At 68.5% G+C, this 21,302-nt stretch carries 25 protein-coding genes; 10 read left to right on the top strand and 15 right to left on the bottom strand.

What is annotated here, in order from left to right; genetic code table 11:
• Positions 1-29: 29 nt before the first annotated feature.
• The 4 genes from IT779_RS18965 (at position 30) to IT779_RS18950 (ending at position 4,013) form a co-directional block, all read left to right on the top strand.
• Positions 30-422: a VOC family protein gene (locus IT779_RS18965; protein WP_196150674.1), complete on the top strand. Its 393-nt coding sequence runs from the start codon at positions 30-32 to the stop codon at positions 420-422.
• Positions 423-849: 427 nt separating this feature from the next.
• A complete protein-coding gene (gene menE / locus IT779_RS18960) occupies positions 850-1,983 on the top strand; it encodes an o-succinylbenzoate--CoA ligase (RefSeq protein ID WP_196150817.1) in 1,134 nt (377 codons plus the stop codon).
• Between the two features lie 216 nt (positions 1,984-2,199).
• Positions 2,200-3,192: an ATP-binding cassette domain-containing protein gene (locus tag IT779_RS18955; protein WP_196150673.1), complete on the top strand. Its 993-nt coding sequence runs from the start codon at positions 2,200-2,202 to the stop codon at positions 3,190-3,192.
• Entirely contained in the window at positions 3,189-4,013 is an 825-nt protein-coding gene (locus IT779_RS18950) for an ABC transporter permease (RefSeq protein WP_196150672.1), read from the top strand. Before IT779_RS18955 ends, IT779_RS18950 begins: the two co-directional genes overlap by 4 nt.
• 59 nt (positions 4,014-4,072) lie before the next feature.
• Here IT779_RS18950 and IT779_RS18945 read toward each other — a convergent pair whose 3' ends face one another.
• A complete protein-coding gene (locus IT779_RS18945; protein ID WP_332838859.1) occupies positions 4,073-7,507 on the bottom strand; it encodes an AfsR/SARP family transcriptional regulator in 3,435 nt (1,144 codons plus the stop codon).
• 131 nt (positions 7,508-7,638) lie between these two features.
• Between IT779_RS18945 and IT779_RS18940 the strand changes: the two genes are divergently transcribed.
• Both IT779_RS18940 and IT779_RS18935 read left to right on the top strand, forming a co-directional pair.
• A complete protein-coding gene (locus tag IT779_RS18940; protein ID WP_196150670.1) occupies positions 7,639-8,094 on the top strand; it encodes an SRPBCC family protein in 456 nt (151 codons plus the stop codon).
• A 72-nt stretch (positions 8,095-8,166) separates the two neighbouring features.
• Positions 8,167-9,036 carry a 1,4-dihydroxy-2-naphthoate polyprenyltransferase gene (locus tag IT779_RS18935; RefSeq protein ID WP_196150669.1) on the top strand — a complete coding sequence of 290 codons (870 nt, stop codon included), beginning with the start codon at positions 8,167-8,169 and terminating at the stop codon, positions 9,034-9,036.
• Positions 9,037-9,041: 5 nt separating this feature from the next.
• On the opposite strand, the gene IT779_RS18930 is transcribed toward IT779_RS18935, so the two are convergent.
• From IT779_RS18930 to IT779_RS37885, 5 genes are all read right to left on the bottom strand, one after another.
• A complete protein-coding gene (locus IT779_RS18930) occupies positions 9,042-9,425 on the bottom strand; it encodes a phage holin family protein (protein WP_196150668.1) in 384 nt (127 codons plus the stop codon).
• Positions 9,426-9,471: 46 nt separating this feature from the next.
• Complete coding sequence (locus IT779_RS18925; RefSeq protein WP_196150667.1) at positions 9,472-10,062, bottom strand: Clp protease N-terminal domain-containing protein; 591 nt, start codon at positions 10,060-10,062, stop codon at positions 9,472-9,474.
• Entirely contained in the window at positions 10,062-10,280 is a 219-nt protein-coding gene (locus IT779_RS18920; protein WP_196150666.1) for a helix-turn-helix domain-containing protein, read from the bottom strand. Before IT779_RS18920 ends, IT779_RS18925 begins: the two co-directional genes overlap by 1 nt.
• Positions 10,281-10,378: 98 nt before the next feature.
• Positions 10,379-11,464, bottom strand: a complete 1,086-nt coding sequence (gene cds1 / locus IT779_RS18915) for an L-cysteine desulfhydrase Cds1 (protein WP_196150665.1) — start codon at positions 11,462-11,464, stop codon at positions 10,379-10,381.
• Positions 11,461-11,730 carry a DUF4229 domain-containing protein gene (locus IT779_RS37885; RefSeq protein ID WP_232541902.1) on the bottom strand — a complete coding sequence of 90 codons (270 nt, stop codon included), beginning with the start codon at positions 11,728-11,730 and terminating at the stop codon, positions 11,461-11,463. The genes cds1 and IT779_RS37885 overlap by 4 nt, the downstream gene beginning before the upstream one ends.
• Positions 11,731-12,025: 295 nt before the next feature.
• Between IT779_RS37885 and IT779_RS18905 the strand changes: the two genes are divergently transcribed.
• Both IT779_RS18905 and IT779_RS18900 read left to right on the top strand, forming a co-directional pair.
• Positions 12,026-12,238 carry a BldC family transcriptional regulator gene (locus IT779_RS18905; RefSeq protein ID WP_196150663.1) on the top strand — a complete coding sequence of 71 codons (213 nt, stop codon included), beginning with the start codon at positions 12,026-12,028 and terminating at the stop codon, positions 12,236-12,238.
• A 120-nt stretch (positions 12,239-12,358) separates the two neighbouring features.
• On the top strand, positions 12,359-12,550 hold the full coding sequence (locus tag IT779_RS18900) for a hypothetical protein (RefSeq protein ID WP_196150816.1): 192 nt from the start codon (positions 12,359-12,361) through the stop codon (positions 12,548-12,550).
• A 1-nt stretch (position 12,551) separates the two neighbouring features.
• Here the strand turns inward: IT779_RS18900 and IT779_RS18895 are convergent, their stop codons facing one another.
• Both IT779_RS18895 and IT779_RS18890 read right to left on the bottom strand, forming a co-directional pair.
• Positions 12,552-13,259 (bottom strand): hypothetical protein, encoded by a 708-nt coding sequence (locus IT779_RS18895; protein ID WP_196150662.1) that lies wholly within the window; start codon positions 13,257-13,259, stop codon positions 12,552-12,554.
• A gap of 83 nt (positions 13,260-13,342) precedes the next feature.
• Positions 13,343-13,948 (bottom strand): hypothetical protein, encoded by a 606-nt coding sequence (locus tag IT779_RS18890; protein WP_196150661.1) that lies wholly within the window; start codon positions 13,946-13,948, stop codon positions 13,343-13,345.
• A gap of 384 nt (positions 13,949-14,332) precedes the next feature.
• On the opposite strand from IT779_RS18890, the gene lppU reads away from it, so the two are divergent.
• Positions 14,333-14,968 (top strand): LppU family putative lipoprotein, encoded by a 636-nt coding sequence (lppU, locus tag IT779_RS18885; RefSeq protein WP_196150660.1) that lies wholly within the window; start codon positions 14,333-14,335, stop codon positions 14,966-14,968.
• Between the two features lie 100 nt (positions 14,969-15,068).
• Positions 15,069-15,515 carry an SRPBCC family protein gene (locus IT779_RS18880; RefSeq protein WP_196150659.1) on the top strand — a complete coding sequence of 149 codons (447 nt, stop codon included), beginning with the start codon at positions 15,069-15,071 and terminating at the stop codon, positions 15,513-15,515.
• A gap of 173 nt (positions 15,516-15,688) precedes the next feature.
• On the opposite strand, the gene IT779_RS18875 is transcribed toward IT779_RS18880, so the two are convergent.
• From IT779_RS18875 to IT779_RS18845, 7 genes are all read right to left on the bottom strand, one after another.
• A complete protein-coding gene (locus IT779_RS18875; protein ID WP_196150658.1) occupies positions 15,689-15,997 on the bottom strand; it encodes a HigA family addiction module antitoxin in 309 nt (102 codons plus the stop codon).
• An 11-nt stretch (positions 15,998-16,008) separates the two neighbouring features.
• Positions 16,009-16,287 (bottom strand): type II toxin-antitoxin system RelE/ParE family toxin, encoded by a 279-nt coding sequence (locus tag IT779_RS18870; RefSeq protein ID WP_196150657.1) that lies wholly within the window; start codon positions 16,285-16,287, stop codon positions 16,009-16,011.
• 81 nt (positions 16,288-16,368) lie between these two features.
• The gene (ccsB, locus tag IT779_RS18865) at positions 16,369-17,337 is read right to left on the bottom strand and encodes a c-type cytochrome biogenesis protein CcsB (protein ID WP_196150656.1); all 969 of its coding nucleotides are present in this window, start codon (positions 17,335-17,337) and stop codon (positions 16,369-16,371) included.
• A gap of 2 nt (positions 17,338-17,339) precedes the next feature.
• A complete protein-coding gene (gene resB / locus IT779_RS18860) occupies positions 17,340-19,019 on the bottom strand; it encodes a cytochrome c biogenesis protein ResB (RefSeq protein ID WP_196150655.1) in 1,680 nt (559 codons plus the stop codon).
• Complete coding sequence (locus tag IT779_RS18855; protein WP_196150654.1) at positions 19,016-19,831, bottom strand: cytochrome c biogenesis CcdA family protein; 816 nt, start codon at positions 19,829-19,831, stop codon at positions 19,016-19,018. Before IT779_RS18855 ends, resB begins: the two co-directional genes overlap by 4 nt.
• The gene (locus IT779_RS18850) at positions 19,828-20,472 is read right to left on the bottom strand and encodes a TlpA disulfide reductase family protein (RefSeq protein ID WP_196150653.1); all 645 of its coding nucleotides are present in this window, start codon (positions 20,470-20,472) and stop codon (positions 19,828-19,830) included. The genes IT779_RS18855 and IT779_RS18850 overlap by 4 nt, the downstream gene beginning before the upstream one ends.
• Positions 20,469-21,137, bottom strand: a complete 669-nt coding sequence (locus IT779_RS18845) for a histidine phosphatase family protein (RefSeq protein ID WP_196150815.1) — start codon at positions 21,135-21,137, stop codon at positions 20,469-20,471. The genes IT779_RS18850 and IT779_RS18845 overlap by 4 nt, the downstream gene beginning before the upstream one ends.
• Positions 21,138-21,302: the final 165 nt, after the last annotated feature.

Genomic DNA, 21,302 nt, shown 5'->3' with positions numbered 1-21,302 from the left:
GGAGCGTGACCGACGGCGGAAGGGCCTACATGGAGATCTTGAGCAGCCGGGTGATCCTGCGTCCGGCCGATTACCGGACCACACTCGCCTTCTACGGCGAAACCCTCGGGCTCGGCGTGTACCGGGAGTATCCGGGCGGCACCGTGTTCTTCGCCGGTCAGTCGCTGATCGAGGTCGCCGCGCACGGCGGGACCGGTGCGCCGACGGGGTTCTCCGGCGCCGTCTGGTTGCAGGTGCGTGATGTCGGGGCCGCCGCGGTGGAGTTGGCGTTGCACGGCGTGCCGATCGACCGGGCGCCCGCCGAGGAGCCGTGGGGGTTGATCGAGATGTGGATACGCGACCCGGACGGTGTGCCGATCGTGCTGGTCGAGGTGCCGCCCTCGCATCCTGTCCGGCGTGATTCGCGCTGGTCGGAGGACTAGCGGCGGGTCCGGGCGGCGCGGGCGGCCGCGGGGTCGAGTTGCCAACGGTGGGCGCGGCGAGGACGATAACGCTGAGTGGACCCCGGCCGTCGCTGTCCGGGTCACCCCCGATTCCCACCGTCCGACGAGTGAATCGCAGTCTCCATGTCTGGCCTAGACGATCCCCATTCCCCGGGGGCGGGCGCAGTTCGCGCGCACCGCCCCGGCACACCGACCCGTCCCGCGCGCGGCGGCGCGGGCATGACACGATCCCTACCGTGAGGGAGCGCAGCAAGCGAACCGTTGGCACCGTGACACTCCGCAGCGAGACAACCTCGAGCGCCATGAGAAGCCCTATCGAGCGAACCGCGAGCACCGCGGCGACGACTCCACTCGACCTCGGCTCGTGCGAGGCGCGATCGTGAGCGAAACGCTGCGCACACTGCCGATGCCGACCGGGTCGAACGTCGGCGAGGTGATACCGCATCTGCGCGAGGCGCTGGAGGGCAACGGCCCGGCGTGGCTGCCGATCCCGACCAGCGACCGGCGCGAAGCGCTCAGGCTGAGCGACGCGCTGCTGCCCGGCGAGCCGATCGATGACGAGATCGCGCTCGTGGTCACCACCTCGGGCACCACCGGCGTGCCGAAGGGCGCCATGTTGAGCGCGTCCGCGTTGCGCGCCAGCGTCACCGCCACCCACGAAAGGCTCGGCGGTCCGGGCGCCTGGCTGCTCGCCCTGCCCACCCACCACATCGCGGGCATCCAGGTGCTGCTGCGCAGTATCGACGCGGGCACCGAACCCACCGTCCTCGACGTGTCGGGCGGGTTCCTGCCCGAGGCGCTGGCGGGCGCGATCACCGGCATGCGCGGCGAGCGGCGCTACACGTCGCTGGTGCCGACCCAGCTGATCAAGGCGCTGGACGCGCCGGTGGCCGCCGCGGCGCTCGCGGGCATGGACGCGGTCCTCGTCGGCGGCGCCGCCACCCCGACACCGGTGTACGAACGCGCGAAAGCAGCCGGTATCAACGTAATTCGCACCTACGGCATGAGCGAGACCTGCGGCGGTTGCGTCTACGACGGCGTGCCGTTGCGCGGCGCGCGGATCCGCATCGAGGACGGGCGGGTGATACTCGGCGGCGCCATGGTCGCCTCCGGGTACCGAGGCAACCCGGACCACCCGGCCTTCGCCGAACCCGGCTGGTTCCGCACCGACGACGCGGGCACTTTCGAGGACGGCGTGCTGCGGATCAGCGGACGCCTCGACGAGGCCATCCAGACCGGCGGCCTGATCGTGCTGCCGCAGGTGGTTGAGGCCGTACTGGTGACCCATCCCGGCATCAGCGAATGCGTGGTGCTCGGCCTGCCCGACGAGCGGCTCGGGCAGCGCGTCGCGGTGGCGGTGGTCCCGGCCGAGGGCGCCGAGCCGACCCTCGAGGAGCTGCGCGAGCACGTGGCGCGCGAACTCGACGCCATCGCCGCACCTCGCGAACTCGCTCTCGTGGACGAACTGCCCCTGCACGGCCCCGGAAAACCGAACCGCGCCGCACTGCGCGAGCTGCTGCTGGCGAGTTCGGCGAGCTGACGCCGGGCGCCCGTGCGTCGCGAGCTCGGGCCACCGGTGCCTGCTCTCATTCGGTAGGCGATCGTGTGCGTGCACCTCGAAGCCGCGATCGCGTGGTGCCGCTTCGACTCACGCACCGCGCGGATCGCCGCTCTCACCGACACGGCGCCATGCGCGTGACAGCGCGCGCCATCGCGGCGCAAGGGCGGTGCAAGTCGAGCGGGCCACAGTGTTCGCATGACTTCATTCACACCAACTTCGGTGCTCGCCGTCGAGGCGAACGACCTGGTCAAGGTGTTCGGGGAACAGCGTGCCGTTGACGGCGTCAGCCTCGCGGTGCCGCGCGGTTCGGTCTACGGGGTGCTCGGGCCGAACGGCGCGGGCAAGACCACGACCATCCGGATGCTGGCCACCCTGCTGCGCCCGGACGGCGGCGAGGCGCGGATCTTCGGCCACGACGTCGTCGGCGCGGCGTCGGCGGTGCGTTCGCTGATCGGCGTCACCGGACAGTACGCCTCGGTCGACGAGGACCTGACCGCCACCGAGAACCTGATGATCTTCTCCCGCCTGCTCGGCCTGAGCCGCGTCGATGCGCGCGCCAAGACCGCGTCGCTGCTCGAGGAGTTCGACCTCACCGAGGCCGCGGACAAGGCGCTGAAGAATTTCTCCGGCGGTATGCGCCGCCGTCTCGACCTGGCCGCGAGCCTCATCTCGACCCCGCCGCTGCTGTTCCTCGACGAGCCGACCACCGGCCTCGATCCGCGCACCCGCGCCCAGATGTGGGAGACCATCCGGCGCCTGGTCCGCGAGGGCGCGACGGTGGTGCTCACCACGCAGTATCTGGACGAGGCCGATCAGCTCGCGGATCGGATCGCGGTCATCGATCGCGGCCGGGTGATCGCCGACGGAACCGCCGACGAACTCAAGAGCTCGGTGGGCGGCTCCTCACTGCACCTGACCCTGGCCGACCGCGATCAACTCGAGGAGGCCCACCGCATCGTCACCGACTTCCTCGGCGCGCAAGCTCTGATCACTCCTGAGACAGGCAAGCTGAGCGCGCCGCTTCGCTCCGCCGATATGACCACCGACCTGCTGATCCGCTTGCGCGAGTGGGAGATCGGGGTCGAGGAGATCACCGTCTCCAAGCCGAGCCTGGACGAGGTCTTCCTCACCATCACCGGCCACCCGGCCGAATCGAACGACACCGATACCGAACGGAGCGCGGCATGACCGCCACCCTCACCACCGATGCCCCCGCGCGGCCGCTGCCGATGCCAGCCGATCCGGTCACCGTGCGGCAGACCGTGGCCAACACCATGACCATGGCCTACCGAGGTCTGCTCAAGATCAAGCACAATCCCGAACAGCTCTTCGACGTCATCATCCAGCCCATCATCTTCACGCTGATGTTCACCTACATCTTCGGCGGCGCGATCGCGGGCGACGTGCCGAAATACCTGCCGGTGATCATTCCGGGCATCATGGTGCAGAGCGTGATCCTGACCTCGGTCACCACCGGCGTGCAGTTGCGCGAGGATATGGACAAGGGCGTCTTCGACCGCTTCAAATCACTTCCCATCGCCCGCATCTCGGCGCTGTCGGGCGCGCTCACCGCGGATATGGTCCGCTATTTCATCGCGACCGTCCTCACCGTGGTGATGGGCCTGGTCATGGGCTACCGTCCGCACGGCGGCGTGGTCGGTGTCGTCGGCGCCGCCGTGCTCGTGATCGCCGCTTCCTTCGCGACCAGTTGGATCTGGGCCTTCTTCGGCGTGATCGCGAACAAGGCGGCCTCGGTGCAGGGCTATTCGATGCTCATCATGTTCCCGCTGACGTTCTGCTCCCCCGCCTTCGTGCCGACCGAGAGCATGCCGTCGGTGGTCAGGGCGTTCGTGAACGTGAATCCGGTCTCGCACCTGATCTACGCCTGCCGCGAACTGATGAACAGCGGCACCATCGGCGCGCACTTCGGGTGGACCCTGGTCGGCGCCGGAGCCATCGTCGCGGTGTTCGCTCCGTTGACCGTGCGCACCTACATGCGTAAGGCGTGAATTCCCCTGTCCGGTCGCCGTTCACACCGAACGGCGACCGGACCTTCCCGTTCGCGTCGCTACCTCGGCCACGTCTCGTTGAGGCCGCGCAACAATCCGACGGCTTCCGTCGCGGCCTCCTTGCGCCCACGCCGCCGGGACCCGGCGGCCGCCACCGACACTCGGTCCTCGCCCAATACTGTGCGCGCGGCAGCGAGGTGCCGGTCGAGGCGCATGTTCGGAAGATCCTGCCGAGCCGACAGCCGAGGGGCGAGGAAAAGCAGCCGCAGACCGAGTTCCCGATCCTGACCGGTCGCGATCAGGTAGGACCCCACCGCGCAGCACAGCGCGCCAACCTGCGGAAGGTCCTGAAACTGGCCGAGTACCGTCAGCGCCAGATCGAGCAGCTGCGCGATCAGCGGCGCCGCGGACCGCGCACGCCCGTGCAGGATTCGGGCGTCCACCGCGCCCGCGGCGGTCATCAGCGATCCCGGACCCGGACCCGGACCCGCATTCGGCCAGCCGGACAACTCGAGTGCCCGGTCGTAACCGCGCAGCCCTCCATCGATATCGCCCCTGGCGAAGGACAATTCGGCCGAACTCTGCGCGATGCCCGCCAACAACAGGTTCTGCATGCCCACCGCGCTGTTGGTCACCGCGAGATCGGCGCTGCCCGCCATGGTTCGTAGTTCGCGTTCGGCCTGCTCCAATTCACCCGCCCCGACCAGCGACGCGACGAGCAAGCCGCGGATCTCCACGGTGTCCTCGAAGGAGCCGAGTCGCAGCAGCAGGCCGAGGCTGCGGCGGTAGTAGGTCACCGACTCGTCGTATCGGGCGATCTGCCCGAAGACCTGACCGAGATGGCGGCACACCATGGCCACGCTCCACACGTGATTGTCGTGGAAGGCCGCGAGCGCCTGCGTCGCGTCGCGGGTCGAACCGCGCACGTCGCCCAGGTTCTCCTTGATATTCGCACGCAGCAGCAGCGCGGTCGCCCTGGTCTCGTCGTCGCCGTACCTGATGGCCTCGGCGATCCGCCTGGCCGCGCCTCGGCCGTCGATCGGGCCGGTGATGAAACCACCGGCGAACCGCGACGCCTCGGACAGGTCGGTGCGGGTACGCAGCAACCTGCGCACCCGCACCCGGGTACGAGCCAGCATCCGCACCTCGTCGGGCATGTACAGCAGATGCAGGAACACCATCAGGAAGGTGGCCAGGATCAGATCCCCGCGCGCGGTCTCGACTCCGCCCTCGGTCTCGTCGAACGCGCTCACCCTGACCGCCCATGCCGCGGCCTCGGTGTGGGTGCCGCGAATCATCCACAGGGCGCCGACCACCGGGAAGATCGTGTAGGTGCGGCGAGCGTCGGCGCGTTCCACCGCGTAACGCAACGCCGCCAGCAGATTTTCGAGTTCGGTGGTCACCGCGAGCGCCAGCTGCATCTGGTCGCAATGGGCGAATCGGGCGGCCGCGTCGTCGGCGAAATCGTGGGCCCAGCGCAGCAGACGCTCGATCACCAGATCCGGTTCGCCCGGTGTCGCGCAGAGCTGTTCCTCCCCGTACTCGCGCACGGTCTCCAGCATCCGGTAGCGGGTGCCGAGGACCTCGTCGTCGTAGACGGTGAGCAGCGACTGGTTCACCAGCCCTTCCACGGCGGCCGCCACATCACCGACCTCGGGACCGCCCGCGACCTGCTCGGCCGCCGCAGGACCGAACCCCGCGGTGAACCGGCACAGCCGCCGCAGCGCGACCCGCTGCGGTTCGTCGAGCAGGTTCCAGCTCCAGTCGATGACGGCGTGCAGGGTGCGGTGCCGTTCCGGGGAGCTGCGGTCACCGTGGCGCAGCAGCGCGAACCTGTCGGCGAGTCTGGTGTTGATCTCCTCGACGCTCATCGTCCTGACCCGCGCCGCCGCGAGTTCGATGGCCAGCGGCAGCCCGTCGAGGGTCCGGCACAGTTGGGCGAGCACATCCGGGTCGAGGCGCACCGAAGGGCGAACGGCCCGCGCGCGGGCGGCGAACAGGTCGGTGGCGGGTGATCCGGCGGCATCGATCGTCAGCGGCGGCAGCGGGTAGACGGTCTCGGCGGTGATCATGAGCGGCGCGCGACTCGTGGTCAGAACCGTCAGCCGGTCCGCCGCGCCGATGAGATCCGCGACCACGACGGCGACCGCCTCGACCAGGTGTTCGCAGTTGTCGAGGATGAGCAGCATGGAACGCGCGGCCACCGCCTCGCGCAGCCGTCGCCGCGGCCCGATGGCCATGCCCGCACGCAGTGTTGTGGCGTCCAGACTCATGTCGCTGAGGCCGAGCGCGGCGCTGATCGCAGCCTCCACCTCCAAGCGGGCCTGCTCGGCCTCGGCGCGCACCGACGCGAGTTCGACCAGCACCACCTGCGACGACCGCGCCATCCGTGCACCGACCTCGTTGGCGACCCGGGTCTTGCCGGTGCCGCCCGGACCGAGCACGGTGGTGACCCGCGAATCACGCAGCAGCGCTTCGATCGCGTCGAGATCGCCTTCCCTGCCGAGCAGCGCGTTGGGCGCCGCGCGCAGGCCGACGGCGGCGGGAACCACGTATTCGCGCGCCGCTGGTTCGCCGACCACCGGGCCTGGTTCGTCGACGACCGTGAGTTCCGGCGTCGCGGTCCGCGCGCCGAGCCCGTCAGCGGCGCTCGCGAACGCGCGTCGCTCGTCCACACCGTCCGGCGAAACCACGGTGAGCTCCGACCCCGCCCTGCGACCCGTGCCATCGGGCAACACCACCGGTTCACCGCGCAGGATCGCGGTGTTCAGGGCGATCAACGCCGGACCCGGATCGGCCCCGAGCCGGTCCGCCAGATCCGCGCGGAAGGCCGCGAAGGACTCCAGCGCCTCGCCCACCCGGCCCGCCGCCGCGAGCAACCGCATGAGCGCCAGTTGTGCGGTCTCGTCGAACGGGTCGGCGGCGGCGCGGCGGCGGGCCAGGGTCAGCGCGCCGTCGATGTCGCCGATGTCCTGTCTCGCCGCGAGTTCGAGTTCGTCCAGCGCGGCGAGGCGGGCGGCGGCCGATTCGCGCAGGGCGTCGGCGACCTCGCCGGACGGCAGGTCGGCGCCGGGTTCTCCGCGCCACAGCGCCCGCGCCGCGGCGACCGTGTCCAAACAGCCGACGGCGTCGCCGCCCTCGCGAGCCCGTGCGGCGCGCGAGCACAGATCGCCCGCCAGCGCGAGGTCGACCCGGTCGGGCGCGAGCGTGAGCCGATAGCCTGCGGGACCGATCTCCAGCGCGCCGTCGGGCAGCGCCGAACGCAGCCGCGACACCTGGGTGTGCAGGGCGTTCATCGGCGAACGCGGCAGCTGCTCACCCCAGACATCCTCGATCAGCGCCTGCGCGCTGCGACTGCGCCCCGTGCGCAGGGCCAGCGAGGTGAGCAGCAACCGCGACCGGGCGCCGGGCACGGCTTCGAGCGCGCTGTCGCGGCGCAGCACGACATCGCCCAGCAGGCCGACCACCACCGGCTCGCCTGCGGGCGTCGTCACGATTCGACTTCGGCGGTACCGGCCGCCCTGATCCGGAAACATTCCAAGGTCATCGTATGCGAGACGAACGGTTCGAAGTCGCACGGATTTTCCCCCGACATCCAGGCCGACGGTGGCCTACGCTGTGCCGCATGGCTGAGTTCGAAGTGGTCAGGACGGCCGTCGTCGCGGCCGAAGCATCGCGCGTGCACGGGTTGATCGGCAACTTCCACGAGTGGACGAAATGGTCCCCGTGGGAGGACGTCGACCCGGAACTGCACCGCACCTACACCGGTCCGGAATCCGGTGTCGGCGCCCGGTACGCCTGGAAAGGCAACCGCAAGGCGGGCGCAGGGAATATGGAGATCGTCGCCGACGCCGAACGCGAGATCGGGGTGCGGCTCGAGTTCGAGAAGCCGATGAAGGCCGTCCACCAGGTCACCTTCACGCTGAACCCGGTGGCCGAAGGCACCGAGGTGGCGTGGCGGATGACCGGACGGCAGACCGGTCTGATGGCGCTTGTGTCGAAAGTAGTTTCGATGGACAAATTCGTCGGCAAGGATTTCGAGAAGGGGCTCGCGCGACTGAAGGCCGCGGCCGAATCCTGACCGGCGCCACCCGGTATCGGCGCGCGCGTGCCGGCCGGGGCGCGCCGGACGGCGGCGGATTAGGCTCGGCGCATGGCTACAGCAGCGCAATGGCTCGAGGGAGCCCGCCCTCGGACCCTGCCGAACGCGATCGCGCCGGTGCTCGCGGGAACCGGGGCCGCCGCCTCCATCGACGGTTTCGAGTGGTGGAAAGCCCTTCTCGCACTGCTGGTCTCGCTCGCCCTGATCGTCGGGGTGAACTACGCGAACGACTACTCCGACGGCATAAGAGGAACCGACGACGAGCGGGTCGGGCCGCTGCGCCTCGTTGGTTCCGGGCTCGCCTCCCCCGCATCGGTGAAGAACGCCGCGATACTCAGCCTCGGCCTCGCCGCGGTCCTCGGACTCGTGCTCGCACTCACCACGGCCTGGTGGCTGCTGCTGGTCGGCGCGGCCTGCTTGGCGGGCGCGTGGTTCTACACCGGCGGCAGCAAACCGTATGGCTACAGCGGATTCGGCGAGATCGCGGTGTTCGTGTTCTTCGGGCTGATCGCCGTCCTCGGCACCCAGTTCGTGCAGGCCGAGCGGGTCGATTGGGTCGGCGCGGCGCTCGCGGTCGGCGTCGGCGCGTTCTCCAGCGCCGTGCTCGTCGCCAACAACCTGCGCGACATCCCCACCGACACCGCGTCCGGGAAGACCACGCTCGCGGTGAAACTCGGCGATCCGCGCACGCGAACACTGCATATGGCATTGCTCGCGGTCCCGTTCCTTGTGACCGTCGCGCTGGTCGCGCGCACGCCGTTCGCGCTGGTCGGCCTGCTGGCCGTGCCGCTGGCCGTGCGGGCCAACTCCCCGGTGCGCGGTGGCGGGAACGGTCTGGAACTCATTCCCGCGCTGCGCGATTCCGGACTGGCGTTGCTGCTCTGGTCGGCGCTGTCGGCTCTCGCCGTCGGCCTGGCCTGAGCGGGTCAGTCGCCGTCCGGCACCAGGATGCCGAGCACCCAGTTCACCAGCGAGATCACGATGCCCGCCCACAGTGCGGGCCAGAACCCGTCGACGGCGAGGCCGTAATCGGAGAACGCGTCGGTGATCCACGCGGTGAGCATCAGCATCAGCGCGTTGACCACCAACAGGAACAATCCGAGGGTGAGCACCACCAGCGGTAGTGACAGCAAATTCACCAGCGGTTTGACCAGCGCGTTCACGATCGTGAAGACCGCCGCGATGGCCAGCACGACAACGATCTTGGTGGTGGTGTCGTCTTCGGGACTCTTGATCTCGATGCCGCTGACCCAGGCCGCAGCCAACCAGATGGCCACGGCGTTGATGACCAGCCGAATCACTAACTGCATGAGCCAATGCTAAGTCGCGCACGGGCGGCCGCGCGGGATTCGTGACTCACGCGGCACGGTCGAGCAGCGCCTGCACCTTCGGGCGCAGCGCGGTGATCGCGTCCTGGCCGCCGAACAGGGCCGAGGTGGTCCGGTTCGGCGCGCGCAGGATGGCGAGCAGGACGTGCCCGGATTCGATGCTGCGGTCCTTGCGCGCGATCGCCTCCCGCAGTGCCAGTTCGAGGATCTTCTTGGCGTCGCGAGTGAATGGGATGTGCCCGCCGTGCAACCAGCGACCGAGGAAACCGCGCGACTCGGGGACCGGGCGGTCGAGCGCGTCCTCGCCGAAGGTGGCTTCCAGCGATCTGCGCACGGCGTCGAGGTCGATCCCGATGGATCGCAGTGCTTCGGCGTCCTCGGCGCCGAGCGGTTCGCCGGTCGTGCCCGGCGTGACCTCGCCCTGCTCGGTGAGGGTGCGCAGCACGCCATCGTAGGTGAGGCCGACCTCGGCGAGCAGGGCTTTCACTTCGGGTTCGGCGTTTTCGAGCAGTCCGAGCAGGACGTGCTCGACATCGATATCGGAGCTGCCTACTTCCCGCGCGCCCTCTTGCGCCGCGACCACCGCGATCCGCGCCGACTTACTGAATCGTTCGAACATCAGCGGCTCCCGCCCCTCGTGTATTTCTGGTGAACTGCCTGCTTGCTGACCTCGAGCGCATCCGCGATGGCCTGCCAGGACCAGCCCTGACTCCTGGCGTTCTGGACCTGGATGGCTTCGAGGCGTTCGAGCAGCCTGCGGAGTGCGAGCACCGCGCGCAGCCCGACCTTGGGGTCGGGACTGCCCGCGGCCGCCGCGAGCGTGGTTGCCTCTGTCATGTCGTCAATTTTGATTGACGATGCGCAGGGTTGTCAACAAAAATTGACGACAACGGCCGCGCGACATCCCTGCGGAATCGAAGTTCTACAGACCCGGCTCAGCCGTTCCACACGCCGGTGGCGTGGAAGTTCTCGATGACCTCGGTGGGCTCGGCCAGACTCAGCCCCTGCCCAGCGACCCACGCGTCGTCGTAATAGGTACCCGCGTACCGATCGCCGCCGTCGCAGATCAACGTGACCACACTGCCGGTCCGGCCCCGATCGACCATCTCGGCGATCAACGCGTACGCTCCCCACAGATTGGTGCCCGTCGACCCGCCGACCCGGCGGCCGATCACCCGACTGGCCCGCCGCGCCGCCGCGACGGACGCCGCGTCGGGCACCTCGATCATCCGGTCGACCACCTGACCGACGAACGACGGCTCGACCCTCGGCCTGCCGATCCCCTCGATTCGCGAAGCCATGCCGGTCTGATAAGCGGGATCACCGGTCTCGTATCCGCCGAAGAAGGCCGAATTCTCCGGATCGACCACGGCCAGTTTCGTGGCGTGCCTGCGGTACCGGATATACCGGCCGATCGTCGCGCTGGTGCCGCCGGTGCCCGCGCCGACCACGATCCACTCCGGCACCGGATGCGTTTCCAGCGCCAACTGTTCGTAAATGGACTCGGCGATATTGTTGTTGCCCCGCCAGTCGGTGGCCCGCTCGGCATTGGTGAACTGATCCAGATAGTGGCCGCCGCATTCCTCGGCCAATCGCGCCGCCTCGGCATACATATCGGGCGGATGCCGCACGAAATGGCAGCGCCCGCCGTGCGCCTCGATCAGCGCGATCTTGCGCGGCGAGGTGCTCGCAGGCATCACCGCGACGAAATCCAGGCCGAGCATGCTCGCGAAATACGCCTCGCTCACGGCCGTCGAACCGGAGCTGGCCTCCACCACCGTCGTGCCCTCGGTGACCCACCCATTGCAGATCGCGTACAGGAACAGCGAACGCGCCAGCCGATGTTTCAGGCTGCCGGTGACATGGGTCGACTCGTCCTTCAGATACAGCTGCACACCCCATCGCGCCGGTAGCGGATAACGCAGCAGATGGGTGTCGGCGCTGCGCTGGGTATCGGCGTCGATCAACCGCACCGCATTGTCGACCCAGTCGCGCGGGGTGCTGCGATCGCACTGTTTCACGCCGAGGCGCTCCCGTCCTCCCCGCGCAGCCGCGCGCGCAATTGCGCCTTGTCCTTGCGCCGTTTCTCGTCGACCACGGCGATATCGGCGTTGACCTTCGACCGCAATTTCGTGAAAAGCAGCAGTGACAGCGGCATCGCGACGACCACCGCGATCAGGATCGCGACGATCATGCGTATCTCGACGGAGAGCAGATTCGCGACCACGACCACGACCACCGTGAGCACCGCGACCAACCCGAGCCGTGCCAGCGTGTACAGAGCCAGGTGGACGGCGAGTCGCCGCCTCGGATTCGAGAGCTGCGAATTCGCAGGATTCGAGGTTTGCCAGCCGGATGCGCCGTCCGGTCGAGTTACGTCGCTCACGCCGACCAGGGTAGGCGAAGCTACGCCCGCCGCCCGCCGCAGCCCTCCGGCTCGACCTGCCGATGAGCGCGAAAACCTATCCGTTTTGTCCATTACTTCGCCTTTACCAACTGTAGGTGGTTCGCGTACCTGGGGGTTGGGATGCAACGATGACGCCATTCTGATGAGGGAACTGTCGAGAACGGAGAGGTTTGCTATGACTGCGATCACCGTCGGCGGCCAGGACACCTTGCTCACACCGGGCCAAGTGGCTGCCATGTTCCACGTCGACCCGAAGACCGTCACCCGTTGGGCCCATGCCGGTCGCCTCGGATCGCTGCGCACCCCCGGCGGACATCGCCGGTTCCGTGAATCCGAGGTGCTCCAACTGCTCGCCTCGCTCACCACCGAAGCAGGCCCGGCGCGCTGAGACCCCGTCGTCGCGGGTCGCGCCCGCGACCCGCACGGCGACCGGTACACATCGATTCCGCGCACGACGATGCGCACCGGGCGGGCGCACCGCTACCCTCGTTGTCAGGAGGTGAGCGACGTGATGTACCTGGTAGCACTCATCGCGGTCGTGGTGATCGCGGTGCTGTGCTGGAAGGCGTTCGGCCCGGAGAGGTCGGGGCCGCCCCCGCGTTCACCCCGGCGCAAACAGATCATGGGGCCCGACGACGATCCGGACTTCCTGTGGCGGATCTCGCGGCAGCAACACCGCGACGGTGAAGGCGACCGCTGAACTACCCTCCGGCACCCACCGCCCGCGTGATGCGATGGCGCTGTTCCGGATGCCGGAAGTAGTGGCGCACAAGATGATAGGCGAGTAGCGGATTCATCCGCATGACGGCGTCGGAGACCATGACGACCTCCGGCCCGGTCGGCGTGTGCGCCAACCGGCCGCCGCCCTCGCGACGCGCGGCCCGCCGGAACCCATCGGGATCCCGCACATCGATACCGAACATGTTGTGCCATTTCCGCTTGCTCATGTCACGGGTGTAGGCCCGGATCTCGGCGATCTCCGACCACGCGACAACCAGCAGATCGCCGCCGCCGCCGCGCCGGATCACCCGGGTCGGCGTGAGCAGCAGACCGGGCACCACCCGGCGATGCGCGAGCAACCCGCGATACGACGCGACCGTGGTGACCGCGCCGATCCCGACGAACAACACGACCCCGAGCAGGTTGAGCCAGTCGTGGTTCAACACCACCTCGACGAAGAGCAGCACGGCCAGGGCGAGGAATACGAAGCCCATCAACCCGAACACCACCGCCTGCCAGCGCGGCGGCTGACGCATCGGCAGCAGCACGCCGGATTCCCGCACACCGTCGACATCGATCTCCTCGACGGCGACCCCGCTCATCCCGCGCGCGCGGTAACCGTCGACCAGATCGTCATCCCATCGCCATTGCTGCGGCCATGCCGACACCCCGGCCAACTCTGCTGTCACGCCGCCGATCGTCCCATATCGAGCCGCCGACACGGACACGGAATCGCCCGGTCGACGCCGGTCGCGCGGCGTCGCTCACGAGTTCACGGCGCGCCGCTCACCACGGCGGTCATGGCGTCGAGGAAAGGTTGCCCGCCGGTGACGTAAGCGCCCGCGACCGCGCCGACCACCATGCCGATCGGCCCGGTCAGCAGACTGAAGAATCCGACGCCGAGGATCGCGCCGAGCAGGCCGCCGAGCACCGCGCCACCGACCGCGCCGACCACGTTCTTCTCGAGTTCGGCGATGAGCCGTGCCATCGAGCTCACCGGCTGCATCTCGCCGATCTGCGCGGCGCTGACCTCGGGTGTCAGCGTCAAGGTGCGGCCGTCGGCGCCGATGGTGTGCGCCACCGCGACCCGGCTGCCCGAGATCTCGTAGGCCAGCGGAATCGCCGTGACGAGTGCGCCGCTGTCCGCCGTCAGCGTGATCCGGTCGCCCGCGAGCGCGAATCGGCCTCGGTCGACCGAGGTGGCACTCGATCGCGAGCCGTCGACCAGCGTCGTCCGGTATTCGACGCCGTTGTCGATACCCGAGGCCGACACCTCGCGGGCCGGTTCGTTCGTCGGTTTCGCGTCCGCGACGGTGGCGGTGAGAGCCACGGACGCGACGGCGAGTAACGCGGTGACGGCCACGGTGCCGAACTTCATTCAGGAACCCTCGATTTCGTGTTTCCGACAGCGGACGACAGGCCCGGTGACATGGTGGGACGACCTGCCGGTGACACGGTGGGCGACGCGCCCGGTGACACGATGGGCAACGCGCCCGGTGACACGATGGGCAACGCGCCCGGTGATCCGGCGGCAACCTTCACTTTGTGCCCAACCCGGCCCGCCGCGAAACCTCACCGTTGCGCGATCGTGACCGAACCACTGAGCACCGAGACACCGCGGTGAGCGAAAACCGTTGCCCGACATCCCCTCGACGTGCGGCTATGCGATGGTGTAAGCATTCGTTGTCTCCGATTTGAAAGTCTCGGAATTCGATTCGCATAGCGATGCGAGCCAAGCTTCACCAGTTCTGGAGGACCAGCCATGCCGCGCAGACGCCTTCGCGCAACCATCATTCTGACGGGAATCGTTGTCGCGGCGGCAGTCTCGACCGCGCTGGTAGCCGCGGCGGTGCTGACCACGAGCGCCGACACCGCACCCGTCGAAAGTCACGACGCGGCGGTCACCTCGACCCTCCCGCTGGTCGAAGGCGAAGCCGTCGCGGCGCCCGAGCCCGCGCCGCCGCTCGCGGTCGGTATGCGCGGCAACACCGAGAAATCCACCGCGGCGGTTCGGCTCGGCGCGGGCGACTGCGTCCGGCTCGACTCCGACGGAATCGGCAAAACCGCCTGCGGCGCGGGCGATTCCCGGTACAAGATCATCGACACCGTCGCCGCGGCGGACCGCTGCCCCAGCGACGCCGACCGCGTCTACGACGGCACCCTACGCGGTTCGGTCGGTGCGGCGCTGTGCCTCGACATCGACTGGGTGGTCGGCGGATGCGTCGACCTGGTACCGCACAACCCGCGCCGAGTCGACTGCGCGGCGCCCGCCACCGCCGACACGGTCCGCGTCCTCACCGTCCGCGACAACACCGCGAGCCCCGACTCCTGTAAAGCGGGCGACCACGGCATCGTGTACCGGGAGCGGCGGTTCGTGGTGTGCGTGACGAGGTTGTGAACGCGTCGACGGCGCATGCGTGTTCGGCGCGGACGACCTCTCGCGCGAGCCGACATGGAATGCTGGGGCACATGGCCGGATTCGTTGAGGCGGTGCGCCGATGACATCTGATGCGGAACTCGATCCGGCGGCGGTCGAAATCGGCAGATTCTTCCCGCGGCGGCCCGAAGCGGTCTGGCGCGCACTCACCGACCCCGACCTGATCGCCCAGTGGTTGATGCGATCCACCGGATTCGCGCCGACGATCGGCACCCACTTCATCTTCGCGATCCCCACCGACCCACCCGGCGAGATCGCCTGCGAAGTCCTCGCCACCCGCCCGAACGAACAGTTGACGATCAGCTGGGTAGACCTACGCGCCGCCTTCCCCGCCCGCTGGATCCTGGACTGGACCGTCCACCCCGAAGGCCGAGGCACCCGACTCCTACTGACCCACACCGGATTCGACATCGAGAACCGCCGCCAGAAAATGGCCCGCAACGCGATGGAACGCGGCTGGCGCACCACCCTCACCCGCCTCGGCGAAGTACTCGAACAAATCGAATAGCCCCGTCACCATCACCTCGGCGATTTCGATGAAGACACCGAGCCTGAAATCTGCTTCGCCCCTCGCTGAGCCGAACTCACCGACCACTCTCGCGAATCAGCCCCTGCCCCGAGGGGCCGCGTCTGTGGCGCATCCGGTCATCCTCCGCCCAGACCGACGCTATGCCGAACAGGTCAGCACGCCACCGGCGGACGAGGGACGATACGTGCCAACTCGTCGTGCAGATTCTCTCGTTCCCGAACCAAGTCGTAATGCGTCTGCAGATTGATCCAGAACTCGGCCGTGGTACCGAAATAGCGCCCCAACAACAACGCTGTCCGCGGTGTGATAGCGCGATTTCCGTGCACGATCTGATTGATCTGACGCGGCGGCACCCCCAACGCCCGCGCGAGAGCGTTCTGACTGATCCGCATCGGCTCCAAGAACTCCTCCGCGAGCACCTCGCCGGGAGAGGTCGGAGGCAACGGTCCCGTAATGGCCATGGTCTCTCCTCTCAGTGATAGTCGACGATCTCGACATCGCGTGGTCCAGCCGCTTCCCAAACGAAGCAGATCCGCCATTGGTCATTGACGCGGATGCTGTACTGCCCTTCACGATCACCTTTGAGCCTTTCCAACCTATTGGCAGGTGGAATTCGCAGGTCTTGCAGCTCTACCGCCGCGTCGAGCATCGTCAGCTTCCTCAGCGCTACCTTCTGGACGGTTCCCAGCTTCGGCACGGATCGATCGATCCAAAGCTTCTGCGTCTCCTTGTCCCTGAACGACTGGATCACTCAGTCAACTATAACGCATCACGTCATAGCCGGCCAACCACATTTCGCTCGTGGTCGCCCGAACACTCGGCTCGACCCCGGTCAGGTGAGGCCCGCGTAGCTGTGGAGGCCGCTGATCACGATGTTGATGATGAAGAGGTTGAAGAGCATGGCGGTGAAGCCCGCGATGTTGATGTAGGCGGCTCTGGTGTCGCGCCAACCGCTGGTGGCGCGGGCGTGGAGGTAGGCGGCGTAGAGGACCCAAGCTATGAAGGAGCAGGTTTCTTTCGGGTCCCAGCCCCAGAAGCGGCCCCAGGCGGCTTCGGCCCAGATGGCGCCGAGGATGACGCCCGCGCCGAAGAGGGGGAAGCCGATGATGGTGGTTTTGTAGGCGAGGCGGTCGAGGGTGCGGGCGTCGGGGAGGCGTTTGGCGATGGCGCCGAGGGGGCCGCCGGATTCGTTGCCTTCGGATTGGCGCAGGCGGAACAGGAACAGCAGGCTGGCCACGCCGGAGACGAGGAATACGCCGCTGCCTATGCTCACGATGGTGACGTGGATCGGGAGCCAGAACGAACGCAGGGCGGGAACCACGGGGGCGGGGTCGGCGTAGAGGACGGTGCCCGCGAGGAACATCAGGATCAGCACGGGGACGAGCAGGAACACCCAGGTGGCGCGGTAGCGCTGTTCGCGCAGGAACACCAGGCCGACGACGGTGGCCGCGGCGGTCGCCATGGTGACGAACTCGTACATGTTGCCGAGCGGGAAGCGGTGGGTGGCGAATCCGCGCAACACGATCGACAGGATGTGCAGGACGGCGCCGACGATCAGCACCGAGAACGCCATGTTGCCGAGGCGTTCGGACAGCGGTTTGCCGACGGGTTCGACGATGCGGCCCGGCCCGGTGGGGCGTACGACGGGGCCGCCCGCCATGGCGGGTTCTTGTTCGGCGAGTCGCTGGGTGCGCGCGGTCGCGTACTGCCAGATGAGCAGCGTCACCACGAGCGCGTACACGACGAGCGCCGATTTGAACGCGAAATCGCTGTACTGGGCGAGGGTTTCGTCGATCGGCATGGTCATTCTCCCGTCGGGTCCGCGTCGCGCGCGGCGGTACCGCGTGGTTCGGTGTCGTCGAGCAGCCGCTCGCGCAGGCGATCGAATTCACCGCCCCAACCGGCTTGGTCGGTGCGCGCGAGCCCGCCCATCTCTACTACGGAACGTCGTTGTGCCACGGTACCCGGCGTCTCTACCTCCGGGTAGACCCGGATCCAGATCCGGCGGCGCTTCACCAGCAGCGAGACCAGCAGCCCGCCCATCATCGCCAGCGCGCTCACCAGCACCCACTGCTGCGCGGGATCGTGGGAGACCTGCAGGTTCACGAATTCCTGCGCGCCGTCGAAACTCACCTTGGTCCCGTTGGGCAGCGTGGTCGACTCGCCGGGGCGCAGATTGACCCTGGCCTCCTTGCTCAACCTGCCCTGCCTGATCTGCTCGGGATCCAACGCGAACAGCGACTGCGGGCGGCCGGTGTCGAGGCCGGTGTCGCCGCGGTAGATGTCCACCGCGACCGCTGGATCGTCCATGCGCGGGAAGGACGAGGTCAACAGGTTCCCGTGGAAGAGCGCGGTCGGCGCGAACAGCCCCTCGACGGCGATCTGGTTGCGGCGGCGCTCCTCGTCCGTTGCGTACATGCCGCCGGGCGGATCGATGCGCAGCACACCGCTGGACAGGAAGGTCCTCGCGTCCTCGGGCCGCCACTGGATGGTCTCGGTGCGGGTCTGCCCGTTCGGGAAGGTGACGGTGAAGGTCGGCGCGTAACCGTGGCCTTGCAGGTAGAGCCGGTCGCCCGCGACGCGCAGCGGATGGTTCACCTTGACCGCGGTCGTACGCCAGGTGTCGGTGCGCAGGTCGGCGCCCGCCTGGTATTCGATATTCGAGGTGAACATCTCGGCTTGACCGCTGTCGAGGTAGTCGGCCCGGAAATCCTTGACCCGCACGCACAGCGGAGTCATACCGGTGCCGTCGTTGACATTGCCCGCTTTGAACGAGTCGAACACCGCTGGCGAGGTGGTGCAGAATCCGGGACCGCCGTTCGCGATCACGATGACCGAACCCTCGTAGCCGAACAGCTTGCCCACCGCGATCGCCACGAGCAGCCCGACCAGCGCCAAATGGAAGACGAGATTGCCGAATTCGCGGGTGTAACCCTTTTCCGCCGACAATGTGATCTCGCCGTCGCGCGCGCGGTCGTCGCCGTCGCGTACCTCGGTGCGCCACCCGCGCAAGTGGCTCGCGGCGCGCTCGATCACCTGCTCGGGTGTTTGCGCCACGGTCCGCGTGTGATGCAGCGGCAACCGGGTCAGATTGCGGGGCGCGCGCACCGGCGGGGTGCGCAGCGCGCGGTAGTGGTCGAGGCAGCGCGGCAGGATGCAGCCGACCAGCGACACGAAGAGCAGCACGTAGACGGCGGTGAACCAGAAACTGGAGAACACGTCGAACAGTTCGAAGCGGTCCATCCACGGGCCGAGTGTCGGCCGGTCGGCGATGTACTGGTCGACCTTCTGCTCGTTCAGGTTCCGCTGCGGCAGCAGCGCGCCGGGAATCGCGGCCAGCGCGAGCAGGAAAAGCAGCACAAGCGCGGTGCGCATACTGGTCAGCCCGCGCCAGGTATTGCGAACGAAGGCCAGCGCGCGGCCGGGCAGCGACTGACGCGGCGGCGCCGAAGTGGGTTCCGGCGCGGTTTCGGTCACGGTCATATCGGCAGCGTCACCTCGGAGACGAACCCGTCGCGAACCCAGCCGACGAACTGATCCCACGCCCCCGTGACCAGCGCGATCCCCACCGCGACCAGCAGAATTCCCCCGACGACCTGGATGTTGCGGGAATTGCGCCGCAGCCACCCGACCCCGCGCAGCGCCGTCGCCGACCCGAAAGCCAGGATCACGAACGGCAGTCCGAGCCCGAGGCAGTACGCCACGATCAGCGCGACCCCGCGCGCCGCCGTCGTGCCGTCGGTGCCCGCCGACACCGCCATGACACCCGACAGCGTCGGCCCGAGGCACGGCGTCCAGCCGAGCGCGAACACCGCGCCGAGCAGCGGCGCGCCGACGATGCCGGTCAGCCTGCGCGGCTCCATCCTGGTGTCGCGCTGCAAGGCGGGCACCAGGCCGATGAAGACCAACCCCATGACGATGGTCACCACGCCGCCGACGCGTTGCAGCAGTTCACGATTCACGTTCAAGGTTTGGATGAGACCGAAGACCGTCGCGGTGGCGAGCACGAACACCACGGTGAAACCAGCGACGAACAATCCGGCCGCCCCCGCGACCCGCAACCGTCCGGTCCGCGCCGCGACCCGCGCGCCACCCGCCTGCGCGACCGTGACCGGCGGCGATTCGGCGCCGACCAGGCCCGCGAGATAGGACAGGTAACCGGGCACCAACGGCACCACGCACGGCGAGGCGAACGAAACCAGACCCGCGAGCAGGCAGGCGCCGAGCGCGAGCAGCAGCGGACCCGTCGCCGCGGTCTGCTGGAACGAATCCCCCACGCTCGCCAGCGCCGTCACCGCCCGTCCTCCTCGGCGATGCGCTTCACGACCGGTTCCAGATCCTCGACGAGCAGCGATTTCAGGAAGACCGCGGCCACCCGGTGCCGCCGGTCCAACACGAGCGTGGTCGGAATCACACTTGTCGGGAAGTTGCCGCCGAGCGCGAGCAGGGTGCGCATCGACGGGTCGTAGATCGAGGGGTAGCCGACCTTGTTGTCGGTGACGAAATCCTGCGCCTTGTCCCGCTGCGGATCACGGACGTTGATGCCGAGAAAAGCGACCCCGAGATCCTTGGTCGACTCGTACACCTTTTCCAACGCAGGCGCCTCGGCCCGGCACGGACCGCACCACTGCCCCCACAGATTGATCACCACCACCCGGTCCGGGAAATCCCGGACCGAAACGGTCTTGCCGTCCGACATCAGATCCGGACCCGACAGCTCGCCGATGGTGCCGCGCGAACTCGGCGGATCATAGGAGATATCGGTGCGTCCGCCCGGCGACACGAACTGGAAGGTGCCGCCGGAAGCCACCGCATCCGCCCCGGTCGAACAACCCGCGAGCACCACGATCACCGCGACGCAGGCGAGCAGCACCGGCCCGACGCGCCCGACCGAGGTCGAGCGCGTCCGTGCGGCGGTCGCGGGGCACCGGCTCATGCGCCGTGCACCGACGGATCCGAACTTCCCGCGGGTTCGGAGTAGACGATGTCGACCAGCGTGTCGCCCTGGTAGACCAGGGATGTCAGCGAAGCCAGCGAACACTGCCGCTGCCTCGGGTCGTGCCACAGCCGCTGCCCCTGCAGGAAACGGCGCAGCGTCCACACCGGCAACTGGTGCGAGACCAGCACCGCCTCGCGACCGGCGGCCTCGACCCTCGCCTTGTTGACCGCGGCCAGCATCCGGTGCGCGATCTGGAGATACGGCTCACCCCAGGACGGTGTGAACGGGTCACGCAGCTTCCACCAGTGCCTCGGCTTGCGCAACGCGCCGTCACCGACCGAAACCCGCAACCCTTCGAAGGTGTTGCCCGCTTCGATCAGGTTCTCGTCGGTGCGCACGAGCAACCCGTGCAGCGCCGCGATCGGCTCCGCGGTCTCCTGCGCGCGCTGCAACGGCGAGGCGATGACCACGGCGATGTCGTGGTCGCCCAGCGACCGCGCGACCGCGCCCGCCTGCGAACGCCCCGTCACCGACAGACTGAAACCGGGCAGCCTGCCGTAGAGGATGCCCTTCGGGTTGTGCACCTCGCCGTGGCGCAGCACGTGCACGATGGTCTCGACGCTCGCGTCGAGCGCGGACTCGTCCTCGGCGCGCGGACCGATGATCGCCGCGGAGCCGCGCGAGGGCGCGACGGTCGCCTCGGCAGCGGATTCGTCGGTCGATATGTCCTCGGCCGCGCGCACGAAAGCGTCGGCGACATCGGCGCCTTCGGTCAGCGCGACCGCCGCCGCGTCGCCCGCTCGTGCGCGCTCGTCGGGGGAACTCGC

Source organism: Nocardia bovistercoris, from assembly GCF_015674855.1.
Classification (GTDB): domain Bacteria; phylum Actinomycetota; class Actinomycetes; order Mycobacteriales; family Mycobacteriaceae; genus Nocardia; species Nocardia bovistercoris.
The sequence above is the reverse complement of the archived record's forward strand: the minus strand, read 5'-3'. Positions and strand labels throughout refer to the sequence as shown.